Genomic DNA, 15,932 nt, shown 5'->3' with positions numbered 1-15,932 from the left:
GCATCGCAGCGATATTCCTGACGTCGTTACACCACCCGCCACATCCACTCGACGACCTGGCCGATGACGTCGCCGAACAGCAGCAGTGCCGCCGACCAGACCAGCGCGGAGACGAAATTGGCGATCTGGAATTGCCAGTACGACATCTCGAAAATGCCGGCCGCAAGCGGCACCGAGGCACGCAGCGGGCCGAAGAAGCGGCCGATGAAGATGCTGGGCACGCCCCAGCGCTTCACGAAGGCCTCGCCGCGCGGCAGGATCTCCGGATAGCGCGACAGCGGCCACATCTGCGCGACCTGCTCCTTGTAGCGATAGCCGAACCAGTAGGAGACCCAGTCGCCGAGCGCGGCGCCGATGCCGCCCGCGATCCAGATCGGCCAGAAGCTGATCCCGCTGACGCCGATCAGGGCACCGATCGCAACCAGCGCGCCCCAGGCGGGCACCAGCAACGAGATGAAGGCGAGCGATTCAGCGAACGCCAGCAGCATGACGATCGGAGCGGCCCAGGCCTGGTGATGGCGGACGAATTCGGCCAGGGCCCGCGTAAAGTCTTCCATCTCGTCGAGTGCCCCTTCCGCTCCGTTGAAAACCGAATGAACCTTTGTGGCGGCACGCAGCCTAAGAACAGGTAAGCCAGCCCATTGCGTGACATCAAGTCACAAAGGCGGGGATCGAACGTGATTTCCCGTAAGGCCCCCGCGGTCCGGGCTGGCTGGCATCTCCCTCATAAGAAAAAGGAATCACTTGATGATCGGGTCACTGATGATGTGCGTGGGCGTTCTCGTCTTGCTGTTCGGAATGCTCGCGGGCATCGTTATGGGTATCCAGCACGACTTCACGTTGGGGCCGGCGCATGCGCATCTCAATCTCGTCGGCGGCGTGCTGCTGTTCCTGTTCGGCCTGTATTACCGGATGGTGCCGGCGGCGGGAGCCATGTTGCTCGCCAAAATCCAGGGCTGGCTGCATATCGTCGGCGGCATCCTGTTTCCGGCCGGCGTTGCCGCCGTGTTGCTGAAGGGTCCCTCGTTCGAGGCGGCGCCGATCGTGGGATCGCTGATGGTGGTCGCTGCCATGGCCCTGTTCACGGTCGTTGTATTCCGTACCTCGCGGGCGTAATCGCAGGCTCCTATCTACACAGGCGGCCGGGCCCTCACGGCGCGGCCGCCCCCATTTGGCAGCCCATCCGTGGCATAGTCAGAGCAACCGATTCGCTGCGCCGTGACTGGCGCGCCACTTGAAAAATCATGACCAAACCACTGAAATCAAACGCCAAAAGTAAATCTGCCGACGACCTGTTCGGAGCCCCGGAGCCGAAGGGACGCGCCCCGGCGAAGGCTGCTTCGCGGCCTACCGGAGGCGCCGAAGCCGGCTATACGGCGGCTGATATCGAGGTGCTGGAGGGGCTGGAACCGGTCCGCCGGCGCCCTGGCATGTATATCGGCGGCACCGACGAGAAGGCGCTGCACCACCTGTTCGCCGAGGTGATCGACAATTGCATGGACGAGGCGCTCGCCGGCCACGCCACCTTCATCGACGTCGAGATGACCACTGACGGCTTCCTGACCGTGACCGACAATGGCCGCGGCATTCCGGTCGACCCGCATCCGAAATTCCCGAAGAAGTCAGCGCTCGAAGTCATCATGTGCACGCTGCATTCGGGCGGCAAGTTCGACTCCAAGGTCTACGAGACCTCGGGCGGTCTGCACGGCGTCGGCGTCTCCGTGGTCAACGCCCTCTCCTCGCGGCTCGAGGTTGAGGTCGCGCGCAGCGGGCAGTTGCATCGCATGACGTTCGAGCGCGGCCATCCCAAAGGCAAGCTCGAAGACCTCGGCAAGGTCAACAACCGCCGCGGCACGCGGATCCGCTTCAAGCCGGACACCGACATTTTCGGCGCCAAGGCGGCCTTCAAGCCGCAGCGTCTGTTCAAGATGACGCGCTCGAAGGCCTATCTGTTCGGCGGCGTCGAGATTCGCTGGCACTGCGACCCGGAGCTGCTGAAAGGCGTCGAGGACGTTCCGGCGGAAGCCAAGTTTCACTTCCCCGGCGGCCTGAAGGACTATCTCGCCGCGGCGATCCACGCCGACACGCTGGTGCATCAGGATATCTTCTCCGGCAAATCCGGCCGCAGCGGCGCGCATGGTGCGTGCGAATGGGCGGTGGCCTGGACGGCCGATGCCGACGGCTTCCTGTCGTCCTACACCAACACGGTGCCGACGCCCGATGGCGGCACGCATGAATCGGGCCTGCGCAGCGCGCTGCTGCGCGGCTTGAAGGACCACGCCGAGCGCGCCGGTCAGGGCAAGCGCGCGGCCTCCATCACTTCGGAAGACGTGATGGTGGGCGCGGCCGTGATGCTCTCGGTGTTCGTGCGCGAGCCTGAATTCCAGGGCCAAACCAAAGACCGCCTCGCCACGGCCGAAGCGCAGCGCATCGTCGAACAGGCGATGAAGGATCCGTTCGACCACTGGCTGTCAGGCAATCCGAACCAGGCCAACCGGCTGCTCGACTTCGTGATCGATCGCGCCGAGGATCGGCTGCGCCGCCGCCAGGAAAAGGAAACCGCGCGCAAGACCGCCGGCAAGAAACTGCGCCTTCCCGGCAAGCTCGCGGATTGCTCGGATGCCGGCACCGAAGGCTCCGAACTCTTCATCGTCGAAGGCGACTCGGCCGGCGGCAGCGCCAAGCAGGCGCGCGATCGCAAGACGCAGGCCGTGCTGCCGCTGCGCGGCAAGATCCTCAACGTCGCGTCCGCCGGCAAGGACAAGCTGACCGCCAACGCGCAGCTCTCCGATCTCGTGCAGGCGATCGGCAGCGGCACGCTCGCGCACTATCGCGAAGAGGATCTGCGCTATCAGCGCATCATCATCATGACCGACGCCGACGTCGACGGCGCGCACATCGCATCGTTGCTGATCACCTTCTTCTACCGGCAGATGCCGCGGCTGATCGACGAGGGACATCTCTATCTCGCGGTGCCGCCGCTCTACAAATTGAAGCACGGCACCAAGTCGGTCTACGCCCGCGACGACGCGCACAAGGAAGAGCTGCTCAAGAGTGAATTCAACGCCAACGCCAAGGTCGAGGTGAATCGCTTCAAAGGCCTCGGCGAGATGATGCCGGCGCAGCTCAAGGAGACCACGATGGATCCGGCCAAGCGCACGCTGCTGCGCGTGGTGCTGCTTGCCGACGATCGCGAGGGCACCGCCGACTCGGTCGAGCGGCTGATGGGCACCAAGGCGGAAGCCCGCTTTGCCTTCATCTCCGACAAGGCCGAATTCGCGAGCGATGATCTGCTCGACGTCTGAGGCCCAACCGACTGATTTGAAATGACTTTCCGGCCGCCTCCAGATCGGGGCGGCCGTTTTCATTCGCCCTCTCGGAGAGTGCCTGCGGCTTCGTTTTCGGGCGGTTGTGTCTCACCCGCAACAGCATTTCCGACGGAACCACGTATAGTCCTGACATGAGTTTCGGGAATCAGTGCGATCGCGCCCCCGTCAGCGACCCGATCGAACGCTAAAGTCGAGGATTTGGATATGAAGAAGATTTTGCTCGCTCTGACCGCGGTTGCTGCGATGACGGGTTCCGCGTCGGCTGCCGATCTGGCCGCCCGCCCCTACACCAAGGCTCCGGCCCCGATCGCGGTCGCGCCGAGCTGGACCGGCTTCTACATCTTCGGCGGTGGCGGCGGCGGCGTCTGGGACGCTGACACCGGTGTCCAGTCGACCGTCACGGGCGCGCCGATCCTCGGCTTCAATCAGCGCCAGGGCGGCGATGGCTGGTACGGCACCGTCGGTGCTGGTTACGACTGGCAGACCGCCAACAGCTGGGTCCTCGGCGTGTTCGCTGACGGCCAGTTCGGCAGCCTGAAGGGCACGATCCAGGATCAGGGTCCGTTCGTCGCCGGCTCGATCAAGAATGACTACAGCTGGGCCGCCGGTGCGCGCCTCGGTTATCTGGTCGCTCCGAACGTTCTGTCCTACGTCAACGCCGGCTACTCCAGCTCGCACTGGAAGGGCACCACGCTGTTCAACACCGCGACCGCACTTCCCTCCGGCCTGCACACCAACGGCTTCGATCGCAGCGGCTGGTTCGTCGGCGGCGGCGTCGAGAACAACCTGAACATCTTCGGCATCACCGCGCCGGGCTGGTTCATGAAGACCGAGTACCGTGCTGCCTACTACGACAGCAAGAACATCTCGGAACTCGCCGACGTCACCAACATCTCGAACGGCCGCGACATCACCTTCAAGCCGCTCGTCCAGACCATCAGCACCTCGCTGGTCTATCGCTTCAACTGGACCGGTCCGGTTGTTGCCAAGTACTGATCCCTGCTGATCCAGCAGACGAAGAGCCCCGGCGTTGGCCGGGGCTTTTTTGTTGCCTGAACACACGTTAGAGAACAACCTCGCGCGTACGCCTCCTCGCGCAGGGCCGACCGACCGCGCCCGATCTGGTCAGCGCTCCGACGATCGGGCACTCTCTCCGCAGGTTCAAACCACAGCGGACAATAACAATGAGAAACGGACAGTTTGATCTCTCGGGCCGGGTCGCGATCGTCACCGGCGGCAATGGCGGCATCGGGCTTGGCATGGCGCGCGGCCTGGCGGACGCCGGCGCGGCGGTTGCCGTGGTTGGCCGCAACGAGGCGAAATCGAAGGCCGCCGTTGAGGATCTCGGCAAGCGCGGCGTCAAGGCGATCGCGGTGGCAACCGACGTCACCGACAAGGCCGCCGTCGCGGCGATGGTCGAGCGGGTCATCGGCGAGCTCGGCCGGATCGACATCCTCGTCAACAACGCGGGCATGAGCATCCGCAAGCCGCCGCACGAGCTCGAGCTCGACGAGTGGAGCAAGGTGATCGACACCAACCTCACCAGCGCTTTCCTGTGCTCGAAGGCAGCCTATCCGGCGCTCAAGGCCTCAGGCCACGGCAAGATCATCAATATCGGCTCGATGATGTCGATCTTCGGCGCGAGCTTCGCTGCGGCCTATGCCGCGAGCAAGGGCGGCATCGTGCAGTACACCCGCGCCTGCGCCAACGCGTGGGCCCCCGACAACATCCAGGTCAACGCCATCCTTCCGGGCTGGATCGACACCGATCTGACGAAGGGCGCGCGCCAGCAGGTCGCCGGCCTGCATGAGCGCGTGCTTGCGCGCACGCCGGCGGCCCGCTGGGGAGCGATCGACGACTTCTCAGGGATTGCCGTATTCCTGGCCTCGCCGGCGTCGGACTTCGTCACCGGCACCGCGATCCCCGTCGACGGCGGCTACTCAGTGATGGCCTGAAACACCGGATCCATGAAACACAGAAGCCCCGGCGTTGGCCGGGGCTCCTGCATCCTGTTCGCCTCAGTAGAGCTCAGTAACGCGCGATGACCGGCGCGTCGAACTTGTAGTTCATCCGCACCACCGCCCATTGGATGTCGCGCGGCTTGGCGTCGAACGTGTACGTGCCCGCAGCGGTCCCGGCGAGCTGATAGGTCTGACGCTCGAAGGCCGCGTAGTTGTATTCGACGCCGACCGTCCAGTTGCGGGTGATGCCGTATTCCCAGCCGGCGCCGACCGTCCAGCCGCTGGCCCAATGGGTCTGGCTGCCGGAGCCGGTTGCCGGCGGAAGGTTGTCGACGACGGACAGGCGGTTGTTCACGCCGGCATAGCCGCCCTTGAAATAGAGCAGATTGTTCTGGATCGCGTAGCCGGCACGACCGACGATCGTTGCCATGAAGTTCGAGCGCCAGCTGAATTGATCGTCGCGGGCGACGCCGAACACCGTGTTGGTGACGCGGCCGGAATTGTCGAGCCCGGAGAACGTGCCCTCGACGCCGAACACGAAGTTGTTGGCCTGCCAGTTGTAGCCGATCTGACCGCCACCCATGAATCCCGAGCCGCGTTGCCGAAAGCCCTGGCCGGGTGCGAGATCGCCGAACGCCGTCGTGTTTGCGCTGTTGACCCACTGCTCATTGGTCCAGGCGCCGCCGAGATGGCCGCCGAGGTAGAAGCCGGACCAGTTGTAGACCGTTTCCACATAGGCCGGCGCCTTGGTGTACGGACGGGCGGCAAGGTCGGCGGCCGATGCAGCGCCGACGCCGAGCGCCGTGGTCACGGTCAGCGCGGCAATGAATTTGGCATGAGCCATGGTGGCATCCCCAGATTGTCTGATGGGGACGAGCTTTCCCAGAGAGACCCTTACCAAAAGCAAACCGCGGGAACCGGCCGCGCAGAATCCGTGTCTGCCGGTTTCGAATCATGTCGGTCTGTTGCAATCACGCAACTTCTAAACGCTCCTTTAAGGAGCTGTTATCCTTGATAAATTCCTTCCCTGCGTGCGACGCCGGTCAACGCGCCGCCGGCGAGTGCACGTGCTCCGGCCGCACCCCGACCGCGACGAGACGCGCCGTCAGCCCTTGCAACCAGGGCATCGCGGTGATCAACCGCAACGCGAACGGCACCGGTTGATCGCCGCCCTTCAGCGCGGCGCTGATGAGGTTGTTCTGCGCGATCACCTGCATGCGTTGCGTCACCCGCACCGGGAATTCGCGGCGTCGCCGCACGGCATCGAGCTCGTCCTCCGACGGGCAGCCATTGACGAGCTTCGCCGCCAGGATGTTCGCGGTCGCGACCGCGTCCTGCACCGCGAGGTTGACGCCGACGCCGCCGATCGGCGACATCGCGTGCGCAGCGTCGCCGATACAGAGCAGGCCGGGACGGGTCCAGCGGGTCAGGCGATTGATCGCGACCGTGAGCAGCTTGACGTCGTCAAAACTCTTCACGTCGGCAATGCCGGCCTTGAGGATCGGCGCGAGCCGCAGCACGTCGTCGAGCAGCGCCGGCAATCCCCTCGCCTTCACATCCTCGTATTGTCCCTTGGCGATCACATAGGCACATTGCCAATAGTCGCCGCGATCGAACGTCACCATCATCTTGCCGTGGTCGATGCGGGCGAACAAATTCTCGGTCTCGTCCCGACGCCGCCCGACACGAAACCACAGCACGTCCATCGGCGCGCCGATCTCCTCGACGTCGAGGCCGGCGCGCTCGCGCACGATCGAATGGCGGCCGTCGCAGCCGATGGTGAGATCCGCCTCGATCTCGATGGGGCCATCAGGCGTCTTCACATGGACGCCCGCGACAGCGTCGCCGCGCCGGATCAGGTCGGTCGCCTCGGCGCTCATCAGCACCTTGAGCGAAGGGAAACGCTTGCCGCTCTCGCGCAGGAAATTGAGGAAGTCCCACTGCGGCATCATCGCGATGAAGGGGTATTTGACGCTGAGGCGGCTGAGGTCGGCGATCCGCACCGCGGTGCCGCCGAACATGCCGTCGAGCCTCTGGATGTCCTGGTGCGGCAGCTTGAGGAAGCCGTCGATCAGACCGAGCTCGTCCATCACCTGCAGGGTCGACGGATGCACGGTGTCGCCGCGGAAGTCGCGGAAGAAATCGGCGTGCTTCTCCAGCACCACGACATCGACCCCGGCGCGCGCGAGCAGATAGCCGAGCATCATGCCGGCCGGCCCGCCGCCCACGACGCAGCAGCGCACCTTCATCTGACGCGTTTTCGGCGCTGCCGGATTGCCTGCATCCATGATGCCTTCCCTACCGCTGCTTCGACCCTCAGGCCTCGATTGTAACGCGGATCGGACGACAAGGATGCAAGGCTATCGTCTGAACGTCTTGATTTCCGACACGCTGCCGTCGCGATAGGTCAGCTCCACCGAAACCGATTTGGTCTGCGGCGCGAGCTTCAGATAAGGCTGCGCGTCCGACGGGATTGCGCTCGGATCGCGCGAATTGCAGGCCGGCATCTTCAACACCTTGTCCGGCACCGCGGTGTCGATGCCAATCCGCACCTCGCGGATCGCGCAGCGATACGACATCAGGTGCGTGTAGTAGACGAGCAGCCCGTTGAACTCGCGGAACGACAGCCAGCTCGTCGCGGTCATGTCGAGGATCTTGCGCTGGTCGCGGATGAGCGCGGCGTCAGGATCGAACTTGATCGGGAACGGCCCCTGCATCTCGCCCTGCGTATCGACATAGCGAAGCTCGATCGTGGCCGCCGGCGCATCGGCCGGCAGCTCGATCGATGGATTGGGCATCCGCTTGCGCGTGCGCGGATCGAGCGTGTCCATGAAGCCGGTTTCGCGGAAGTCGCCGCTATCGCCGATCCGCCACGAGATGCCGAGGGTCGGATCGGCGATCGAGAACACGACGGTCCAGCCGCCATTGTGCCGCGAGAAGCTCGCGATCGGCGCGTTGATGGAATCCTCCTTCGGCAGCTTCGGCACCGAGACCGGCGGCAACGCGGCCACCTGCTGCGGCGGAGCGGACGGCTTGGCCGCCTCGGCCTGCGCCTTCGCGATCCCGTTGAGGAAGACGTCGTCGACCATCTGGTCGAAATAGACCGGGATCTGCTTGTGCTTCACGGTCTCCGCCATCTCGCTGACCAGACGCCGCGTACGCTGGGCGACCTGCACCAGGTTTTCACCGGGCTGCAGCAGCTCCCTGGCAAAGGTTCGCGTGAACACCGAATTGAGATTGGCGTCGTCGTTCGAGAGCCGGTCGAGCGCGGTCTGGCGCGGCCCCGCCGAAAACACCGAGAACACGCCTTCCGGCAACTGCGTCATCGGCGCGAGGCCACCGCCGCCGGCAACCGCGCGCGTGCCGGCGCGCTCGAACGGATTGTTGCGGCAGGCGTCGAACACCAGGATCGAGGTCCGCGCCTTCTTGTTCTGCAACCGCTCGATGATGCGGTCGGCGAGAACCGAGGCGTCGCGCACCAGTTCCTCCTGCCCTTCGGTGGCGGCCGGCACGTCGGTCGGCAGCAGGAAATTCTGGCCCGCGATCTCGAAGCCGTGACCAGCATAGAAGAAGAACGCGGTGTCGCCGGGTTCCACGGCGCGGTCGAAGGCGAGCAGCGTCTCGGAGAACGCCTGCCGGTTCAAATTCTCGGCCACCATGACGTTGAAACCGAGCTGCTTCAGCGTGTCGCCCATGGTGCGGGCGTCGTTCACCGCCTTCTGCAGCTTCGGCACGTTCCTGTAATCATTGTTGCCGATCACCAGCGCGACGCGCTTTTCAGCCTGGGCGGGCGCCGCCGACGCAACAAATGCGACCGCCAACAGGGTCGCTGAAAGTCTCGAAAGCCAGCTCTTCATCCCAATTCCCGCCTGCACGACAAGTGCGCCGCTCGTGCGACCGCCGCCTAATAGTCGGATCAGCCGTTTGGCCGGTTCAAGGCCGACGCCGGACGGCCGTCGTGACCGCCGCCTTGGCGACCCTCTCGGCCCCATGAGGCGTCCCGTCCGTCCTAGGTCAAGTTTCTTTTTACGGCCCGCATGATAGATTCCGACTTCCATCCGGCGCGAGCTCTCCGCACGTCCCAAGGGCATTCCAGGGGCTTTTCCGTGTACACATGGTCCACTGAGCAAGTCGATCCCCGCGATCGCTTCGACTATTGGCGCGAGGTGCGCGCCAAGGGGTTGTTCGGCGTCACCGCGGAACTCGAACCCGAGCACCGCCGCGACTTCTTCGGCGAGTTCTCGCTGCGCCAGCTCGGCGACGCCGGGCTGGTCGAGCTGCGGGCCTCGCCCTACCGCGTCGAACGGCGCGCCGGCGACATCGCCGACGCGCGCAGCGACAGCCTGTGCATCTACCAGCAGCTCGGCGGCGGCGGCTGGTTCGGCGGCGCGCAGCTCGACGAATTCGCGGTGCGCGACGGCATGTTCGCGACCAGCTATTCGGACCTGCCCTATCGCACAGCCCCGCTGCGCGACGACGGCTTCCACCTGCGCATCATCAAGATCCCGGTGGCGAACATCGTCCCGCCGGGTGCCGAGCTCGGCGAATTCGTCCCGCGGCCGGTGCAGGATGAGACCGCGCTGCGGCCATTGTTGGAATCCTGCTTCCGCGACCTCGTCGAAGGCCATGACGCCACTGCGGCGGACGCGGCCCCGATGGTGCAGGCGCTCGCCCATATCGCGCTGATCGAGCGCGGCATCATGCGGCCCAAGAGCCGGCTCGCGCAGCAGGCCCTGCGAAGCGCCCATCGGTCACTGGCCCGCCGCCTGATCCAGCGGCACCTCGCTGATGCTGCGCTGACGCCAACGCTGATCGCCGGCCTGCTCGGCATCTCGGTCCGTCACCTGCACATCCTGTTCGAGGAGACGGAGAAAACTTTCTCGGAGACCGTCACCGCGCTTCGGCTCGCGCAAAGCCGCCGCCTGCTCCGCGAGCGATCCGGGCAGACGATCGCCGAGGTGGCGTTTGCCTGCGGCTTCGAGAGCCTCGCGACGTTCTACCGTCTCTTCAATGCGTCCGAATCGATGACCCCGGGCGACTACCGGGCACGGGTGGCCTAAGCCCTCGATCCAGACCAGCCGGGACACCGGGCACTTGCGGGTTGCTAAAGCGCCTTGATGCCCGTAATCGGGATTCCCGGCGTCACGCGCCGTCTCTCGTCGTCCCTGGGATCCTGATGTCGAAGAAGATGATCAAGCCTGGACCTGACCTGCTGGCGCAGGTCAATCAGGCTTTTCTCGACTACGGCTATAGCGGGCTGTCGATGGTCGGGCTGGCCAAGGCCTGCGGCTTCACACAGCGCGCGCTGTATTACTATTTCAGCAACAAGGAAGAGGCGTTTCGCGCCGTCATCGCCTGGCGCCACGTCGAGGACGTGGCACTCGCGCTGGAGGCCGGCCAGTCCGTGCGGGCGAAGGGCGGCGGCGCGCTGGATATTTTCGCGACGATTCTCGACGTCCGCTACGGCGAGACGCGGCGCCGCCTCACCCATTCGCCGCACACCGTCGAGCTCAATGCCGAGGCCTTCAAGCGCTGCCGCGATTTGATGATCAAATCCGCCGTCTCGTTCCAGGCTGATCTGGAAAGACTGGTGATCGAGTTGCAGGCCGCACGGCTGCTGAAGCTGAACGGCGCGTTCAAACCGGTGCAGATCGCACAGGCCCTTGCGGACGGCGCGCGGGCCGTCAACCAGGCGCTGCCGCCGATCGCCCGCAACGACTTCTCGGCCCGCTACCGCCAGATGTGCGCGATGGTGCTCTACGGCTGCGCCGTGATGCCGAAGCGGAAATAATCCGCACGACGGCCCGCGCGCGCGACCGTCGCCGATCAGCAAGACCCTCCCAACTGTCGACCGTCAGGGACCGGCCGGACCATTTCGCCGGACGGTGGATAAGTTTTGACGCTTGTTAGCCATTTCATATTTTACACTACTATATGAAATGTACGATATTGCTCGCAAAAGACCTTTGGAGACGCCTCGAATGGCTGACATGGGACAAACGGACGACCCGGCCAATCGCGGCGCGATCCCGCGTCCTCCGAACCGAAGTGATCAGCCTGCGCGCATTGAGAAGATAATTTCCGGCGATTTCGCCAGAACCGCGCTGGCGCTTCGCCCCGGCTCGGCACAGCCAATTTCTTTACCGGCGACGCGCGCTCGGCGGCAGAGCGAGGGGTCATGCACGATGCGCACTAAGCTCGAGGACTACGGCACGGAATCGCCATCCGCAGGCCCGGCGTGCGCCCCTGGCTCCGATGCCCTGGACCAGCGCGTTGATCCGACTGCAGCCCTCGCGCTTGCGCGTCGGAGTTCTCGGACGACAAGCAATCGCGGCTGGGCGCCGTTGCTCGAAGCCTGCCTTGCCGATTTCAAGGAGGCCACCGAGGCCGGTGATACCGCGAGCATTCCTGCGCTGGTCAAGATCGTGGCGGAGCTCGCCTTGATCGAGCGCGGCGCGATCAGGCCGGGCAGCCGCCGCGCCCAGCAGGCGCTGCGCGTCGGCCGGCTCAGCCTCGCGCGCCGCCTGATCACGCGCCACCTCGCGAAGCCGGCGCTGTCGCCAGGAATGGTCGCCGAGATGCTCGGCGTCTCGGTCCGCTATCTGCACGTCCTGTTCGAAGCGACCGGGGCGAGCTTCTCGCAGACCGTCACCGCCGAGCGCCTGAACGAGAGCCGCAGGCTGCTTTGTGAAAAGCCGCCGCGGCCGATCGCCGACATCGCCCTCGCCTGCGGGTTCGGCAGCCTGGCCACTTTCTACCGGATCTTCAGCGCATCCGAAGGCCTGACACCGGGCGAATTCAGGGCCCGAAACAGCGTGCAGGCCCCCGTCCAGGCCGCGCCATCGGATACGGAGGTAGTGATTCATTTGACCGCCAAATGACGGAAACGACGGTTATTTTGGCGAAAACATTAAGCTTTTTCGGCTCTCCGGCTGGTTCCAAGATTGACTTTACCGCTTTCGCCCCTATGTTGCGGGCAACGCGGCCCTCGGATCGAAACGCGATTCGTCAGGTTTGCCGTCCGTCAGCGTTAGTCAGAGCCCCCGAGCTTTATAGAAAAGCGAGCCGTTTCGGGGCCGAACGCGACAGCCTTTTACCTGCGATGCCGAACGGCGGTTTCGACCAGAGGCTCAATGTCTTTTTCCAATCTAGGCCTGTCCGATAAGGTCCTCGCCGCAGTTGCGGCCACCGGTTACACCACCCCCACTCCCATCCAGGAACAGGCAATCCCGCACGTCCTCGCCCGGCGCGACGTGCTCGGCATTGCCCAGACCGGCACCGGCAAGACCGCTGCCTTCGTTCTCCCGATGCTCACTTTGCTCGAGAAGGGCCGCGCCCGGGCACGCATGCCGCGCACCCTGATCCTCGAGCCGACCCGCGAGCTTGCCGCGCAGGTCAAGGAGCAGTTCGACAAATACGGCGCCGGTCAGAAATTGAACGTGGCGCTGCTGATCGGCGGCGTCTCGTTCGGCGACCAGGACTCCAAGCTGATGCGCGGCGTCGACGTCCTGATCGCAACGCCCGGCCGCCTGCTCGACCACACCGAACGCGGCGGATTGCTGCTCACCGGCGTCGAGCTGCTGGTGATCGACGAAGCCGACCGCATGCTCGACATGGGTTTCATTCCCGACATCGAACGCATCTGCAAGCTCGTCCCGTTCACGCGGCAGACCCTGTTCTTCACCGCGACGATGCCGCCTGAGATCAGCCGCATCACCGAGGCCTTCCTGCACAATCCGGCCCGGATCGAAGTCTCAAAGCCCGCGACCACTGCCGTCACCGTCACGCAATTGCAGGTCCCGGCCGGTCGCGAAGCGCACGACAAGCGCGAGATCCTCCGCCGCCTGCTGCGCGACGCCAAGGACCTCAACAACGCGATCATCTTCTGCAATCGCAAGCGCGAAGTCGCCGTCCTTCACAAATCACTCCAGAAGCACGGCTTCAGTGTCGGCGCCCTGCACGGCGACATGGATCAGTCCGCCCGCACCGCGGCGCTGGATCAATTCCGCAAGGGTGAGATTCCGCTGCTCGTCGCCTCCGACGTCGCCGCTCGTGGCCTCGACATTCCCGCGGTGAGCCACGTCTTCAATTTCGACGTGCCGCACCACCCCGACGATTACGTCCACCGCATCGGCCGTACCGGCCGCGCCGGACGCACCGGTACCGCGATCTCCATCGTCACCTCGCTCGACAGCAAGTCGATGACTGCGATCGAGAAGCTGATCGGCCAGCCGATCCCGCGCGCCGAGGGCGACTACACCGTTAAGAGCGAGGCCTCCGACGAGGACGGTGCGCCGCGCCGCTCGCGCAGCCGCGAAGGTTCGCGCGACGGCGCCCGTGGCGGCCGCAAGCCGCGACGTGAGCGCGAGCCGCGTCAAGGCGAACGCGAAGCGCGTCACGGTGAGCCGCGTCAGGACCAGGAGCCCCGCCAGGAGCGTGCAGCCAAACCGGAGCGCGAACCCCGTCACGGCCGCGGCACCGCGCCCAGGGCCACCCCGTCGCACGTGCCGTCGATCGGGCGTGCCGAGCCATCGCGGCCGCAGCGCGAGGCGGACCATGAGCCCGCCGATCATTCGCACCTGCCCGCCTTCCTGCTGCGACCTGTGCGCGCACGCGCCTAAGGCCGGCTCCGATGCCGCCGCGCCAGCGGCGGCATTCCGCGGAATCTGTTTCGCCGCCGACCGACACCCACGCTGATTCCTCGCGTTTGAAGCAAATGCGCGCAGTTTTCGCCGCGCAATGGCGAGCAAGCGAAAAGCTTACGGAAAGCCGCGCGCGATCCGCGATGGGATCGCGTTCGTACGACATTAGTCGCGGCGAAATCCCCGTAGTTCCACTGTTTACTTTGCCTTCATTCTCGTCCCGTACCCTCGCGCAATAATTTAGTCATTGCTGCCGGGCATGACCGGCATTGCGTGCATTAAGGACGTAACAGTGGTCAAGCTGCTGGACGAACACGAACGTACGTTGGCCTTTGCCGAAGTCGCACTTGGTCAGATTCGCTCGCTTCGTCAGACCGCCGTGCCGCGCAACTACGAAATCTGGTACGTCTACGCGACCGGATACAACGCACCGCTCAACAAGGTCATCAACGAGACGCTGGCGCGCAGCGGCAAGCTCTCTGAATCCGATCTCGAGCAGATCTACGAAACCTATCTGTCGCACATCAAGACATCGGACCGTATCGACAAGGTCGGCGCACGCGTCATCGGTGAAATCGACGCCGTCATGCGGCTGATCACCGATGCGCTCGGCGTGTCCGCGACCTACGACGCGAGCCTCGTCGGCGCCAGCGACCGGCTCTCGACCGCGACCACCCGCGACCAGATCAAGACCATCGTCGAGGGGCTGGCCAAATCGACGCGCGAGATGCGCGAGACCAATCAGGCACTGGAGAACCGGCTCGCGCTGTCGAAGTCGGAGATCAGCGACCTGCAACACAGCCTCGAGGCGATCCGCGCCGAGAGCCTGACCGATCCGCTCACCGGCCTCGGCAACCGCAAATATTTCGACCGCTCGATCGACATGGCGGTGCAGGCTGCATTGGGCAGCGGCGAGCCGCTATCGCTCCTGATGTTCGACATCGATCACTTCAAGTCGTTCAACGATTCCTACGGCCATCTCACCGGCGACCAGGTGCTGCGGCTGGTGGCGCAGTCGCTGAAGCAGACCATCAAGGGCCAGGACATCACCGCCCGCTATGGCGGCGAAGAATTCGCGGTGGTGCTGCCGAACACCGCGCTGCGCCAGGCGCTGACGGTCGCCGACCACATCCGCCGTGCCGTGATGGCCAAGGAGCTGAAGAAAAAGTCGACCGGCGAGATCCTCGGCCGCGTCACGATCTCGGTTGGCGTCTCCATGCTGAAGCCGGCCGACGACACGGACTCGCTGATCGAGCGCGCCGACGCCTGCCTCTACGCCGCCAAGCGCGCCGGCCGCAACCGCGTGATCTGCGAAGCCGACCCGGAATACAGCGCCGAGACCCAGACCCAAGTGGCGTGACCGGTCCGCGTCTTTCTCCCCATCGTCATTGCGAGCGAAGCGAAGCAATCCATCTGCCCGCAAATGCGGATAGATGGATTGCTTCGTCGCTACGCTCCTCGCAATGACGTGGATAGAGCGGCGGCCTTAGGGTGAGGATTTTTTCTTCGGAGCGCGCCTGCTGGTCGTCTTGGCCGCTTTCTTCGCCGCTCTTTTGGTCGTTGCCCTCTTCCCCGCGCTCTTCTTCGCGGCGACCTTCTTCACCGGCGCCTTCGCCGTCCGCTCAGCCGATCGTTTCCTCGGCCGCTTGCGCAGCGCGGCGCGCTGGGCGGCGCCGAGCGCCGAGCGTGCCCAGACCGCAAGCTCCTCGGAATCATCGAACAGCCGCGCCGGCAGCTGCCAGTACGAGTTCACCGTGACGGTTTTTTCCCGCGTCGTGTACTGGAACGGCTTGGAGCCTTCGGCCTCGAACTGCGGAATGGTCTCCTCGTCGGCGCGGAAGTAGAGCCCGGCACGCAAGGCGAGCGCGAAGTTGGTGCCGTCAGCGGAGATGCCGTAGCCGGAGAACATCCGGCGCAGCGTGACCGGACCGAAATCGGCGAACAGGTTGGTCAGGAATTCGCGGTCCATGTGCCCACCCTTGTTCCAGCGCGGCCGAACG

The 15,932-nt window shown here is 64.9% G+C and carries 14 protein-coding genes; 9 read left to right on the top strand and 5 right to left on the bottom strand.

Annotated elements, in window-relative coordinates; translation table 11 throughout:
• Nucleotides 1-26: 26 nt before the first annotated feature.
• The gene (locus ACE103_RS19890; RefSeq protein ID WP_223967834.1) at nucleotides 27-557 is read right to left on the bottom strand and encodes a DedA family protein; all 531 of its coding nucleotides are present in this window, start codon (nucleotides 555-557) and stop codon (nucleotides 27-29) included.
• A gap of 190 nt (nucleotides 558-747) precedes the next feature.
• Here ACE103_RS19890 and ACE103_RS19885 point away from each other — a divergent pair, with 190 nt between their 5' ends.
• From ACE103_RS19885 to ACE103_RS19870, 4 genes are all read left to right on the top strand, one after another.
• Nucleotides 748-1,116 (top strand): hypothetical protein, encoded by a 369-nt coding sequence (locus ACE103_RS19885; RefSeq protein ID WP_375780812.1) that lies wholly within the window; start codon nucleotides 748-750, stop codon nucleotides 1,114-1,116.
• A 128-nt stretch (nucleotides 1,117-1,244) separates the two neighbouring features.
• The gene (gene parE / locus ACE103_RS19880; RefSeq protein WP_375780811.1) at nucleotides 1,245-3,305 is read left to right on the top strand and encodes a DNA topoisomerase IV subunit B; all 2,061 of its coding nucleotides are present in this window, start codon (nucleotides 1,245-1,247) and stop codon (nucleotides 3,303-3,305) included.
• A gap of 228 nt (nucleotides 3,306-3,533) precedes the next feature.
• On the top strand, nucleotides 3,534-4,325 hold the full coding sequence (locus ACE103_RS19875; protein ID WP_223967837.1) for an outer membrane protein: 792 nt from the start codon (nucleotides 3,534-3,536) through the stop codon (nucleotides 4,323-4,325).
• Between the two features lie 188 nt (nucleotides 4,326-4,513).
• Nucleotides 4,514-5,284 carry a glucose 1-dehydrogenase gene (locus tag ACE103_RS19870; protein WP_375780810.1) on the top strand — a complete coding sequence of 257 codons (771 nt, stop codon included), beginning with the start codon at nucleotides 4,514-4,516 and terminating at the stop codon, nucleotides 5,282-5,284.
• Between the two features lie 73 nt (nucleotides 5,285-5,357).
• Here the strand turns inward: ACE103_RS19870 and ACE103_RS19865 are convergent, their stop codons facing one another.
• The 3 genes from ACE103_RS19865 to ACE103_RS19855 all read right to left on the bottom strand — a co-directional run bounded on the left by ACE103_RS19865 (nucleotide 5,358) and on the right by ACE103_RS19855 (nucleotide 9,147).
• On the bottom strand, nucleotides 5,358-6,134 hold the full coding sequence (locus tag ACE103_RS19865; RefSeq protein ID WP_375780809.1) for an outer membrane protein: 777 nt from the start codon (nucleotides 6,132-6,134) through the stop codon (nucleotides 5,358-5,360).
• Between the two features lie 199 nt (nucleotides 6,135-6,333).
• Nucleotides 6,334-7,578 carry an FAD-dependent oxidoreductase gene (locus ACE103_RS19860; RefSeq protein ID WP_375780808.1) on the bottom strand — a complete coding sequence of 415 codons (1,245 nt, stop codon included), beginning with the start codon at nucleotides 7,576-7,578 and terminating at the stop codon, nucleotides 6,334-6,336.
• A 72-nt stretch (nucleotides 7,579-7,650) separates the two neighbouring features.
• Nucleotides 7,651-9,147 carry a caspase domain-containing protein gene (locus ACE103_RS19855; protein WP_375780807.1) on the bottom strand — a complete coding sequence of 499 codons (1,497 nt, stop codon included), beginning with the start codon at nucleotides 9,145-9,147 and terminating at the stop codon, nucleotides 7,651-7,653.
• A 249-nt stretch (nucleotides 9,148-9,396) separates the two neighbouring features.
• Here ACE103_RS19855 and ACE103_RS19850 point away from each other — a divergent pair, with 249 nt between their 5' ends.
• The 5 genes from ACE103_RS19850 to ACE103_RS19830 all read left to right on the top strand — a co-directional run bounded on the left by ACE103_RS19850 (nucleotide 9,397) and on the right by ACE103_RS19830 (nucleotide 15,292).
• Entirely contained in the window at nucleotides 9,397-10,350 is a 954-nt protein-coding gene (locus ACE103_RS19850; protein ID WP_375780806.1) for a helix-turn-helix transcriptional regulator, read from the top strand.
• Nucleotides 10,351-10,466: 116 nt separating this feature from the next.
• Nucleotides 10,467-11,081, top strand: a complete 615-nt coding sequence (locus tag ACE103_RS19845; RefSeq protein ID WP_375780805.1) for a TetR/AcrR family transcriptional regulator — start codon at nucleotides 10,467-10,469, stop codon at nucleotides 11,079-11,081.
• Between the two features lie 190 nt (nucleotides 11,082-11,271).
• Nucleotides 11,272-12,171: a helix-turn-helix transcriptional regulator gene (locus ACE103_RS19840; protein WP_375780804.1), complete on the top strand. Its 900-nt coding sequence runs from the start codon at nucleotides 11,272-11,274 to the stop codon at nucleotides 12,169-12,171.
• Nucleotides 12,172-12,423: 252 nt separating this feature from the next.
• The gene (locus tag ACE103_RS19835; protein WP_375780803.1) at nucleotides 12,424-13,911 is read left to right on the top strand and encodes a DEAD/DEAH box helicase; all 1,488 of its coding nucleotides are present in this window, start codon (nucleotides 12,424-12,426) and stop codon (nucleotides 13,909-13,911) included.
• Nucleotides 13,912-14,224: 313 nt separating this feature from the next.
• The gene (locus ACE103_RS19830) at nucleotides 14,225-15,292 is read left to right on the top strand and encodes a GGDEF domain-containing protein (RefSeq protein WP_375780802.1); all 1,068 of its coding nucleotides are present in this window, start codon (nucleotides 14,225-14,227) and stop codon (nucleotides 15,290-15,292) included.
• A 126-nt stretch (nucleotides 15,293-15,418) separates the two neighbouring features.
• Here the strand turns inward: ACE103_RS19830 and ACE103_RS19825 are convergent, their stop codons facing one another.
• A complete protein-coding gene (locus ACE103_RS19825; RefSeq protein ID WP_375780801.1) occupies nucleotides 15,419-15,901 on the bottom strand; it encodes a TfoX/Sxy family protein in 483 nt (160 codons plus the stop codon).
• Nucleotides 15,902-15,932: the final 31 nt, after the last annotated feature.

Origin of the sequence: Bradyrhizobium sp. ma5, from assembly GCF_042258955.1 — a bacterium.
Taxonomy (GTDB): domain Bacteria; phylum Pseudomonadota; class Alphaproteobacteria; order Rhizobiales; family Xanthobacteraceae; genus Bradyrhizobium.
Note: the sequence above shows the minus strand (reverse complement) of the source record. Positions and strands in the feature narration are given on the sequence as shown.

Bases quoted from the DNA above. Each gene is read 5' to 3' on its own strand.
- ACE103_RS19890 (WP_223967834.1), bottom strand. From the start codon at position 557: ATGGAAGACTTTACGCGGGCCCTGGCCGAATTCGTCCGCCATCACCAG.
- ACE103_RS19885 (WP_375780812.1), top strand. From the start codon at position 748: ATGATCGGGTCACTGATGATGTGCGTGGGCGTTCTCGTCTTGCTGTTC.
- parE (WP_375780811.1), top strand. From the start codon at position 1,245: ATGACCAAACCACTGAAATCAAACGCCAAAAGTAAATCTGCCGACGAC.
- ACE103_RS19875 (WP_223967837.1), top strand. From the start codon at position 3,534: ATGAAGAAGATTTTGCTCGCTCTGACCGCGGTTGCTGCGATGACGGGT.
- ACE103_RS19870 (WP_375780810.1), top strand. From the start codon at position 4,514: ATGAGAAACGGACAGTTTGATCTCTCGGGCCGGGTCGCGATCGTCACC.
- ACE103_RS19865 (WP_375780809.1), bottom strand. From the start codon at position 6,134: ATGGCTCATGCCAAATTCATTGCCGCGCTGACCGTGACCACGGCGCTC.
- ACE103_RS19860 (WP_375780808.1), bottom strand. From the start codon at position 7,578: ATGGATGCAGGCAATCCGGCAGCGCCGAAAACGCGTCAGATGAAGGTG.
- ACE103_RS19855 (WP_375780807.1), bottom strand. From the start codon at position 9,147: ATGAAGAGCTGGCTTTCGAGACTTTCAGCGACCCTGTTGGCGGTCGCA.
- ACE103_RS19845 (WP_375780805.1), top strand. From the start codon at position 10,467: ATGTCGAAGAAGATGATCAAGCCTGGACCTGACCTGCTGGCGCAGGTC.
- ACE103_RS19840 (WP_375780804.1), top strand. From the start codon at position 11,272: ATGGCTGACATGGGACAAACGGACGACCCGGCCAATCGCGGCGCGATC.
- ACE103_RS19835 (WP_375780803.1), top strand. From the start codon at position 12,424: ATGTCTTTTTCCAATCTAGGCCTGTCCGATAAGGTCCTCGCCGCAGTT.
- ACE103_RS19825 (WP_375780801.1), bottom strand. From the start codon at position 15,901: ATGGACCGCGAATTCCTGACCAACCTGTTCGCCGATTTCGGTCCGGTC.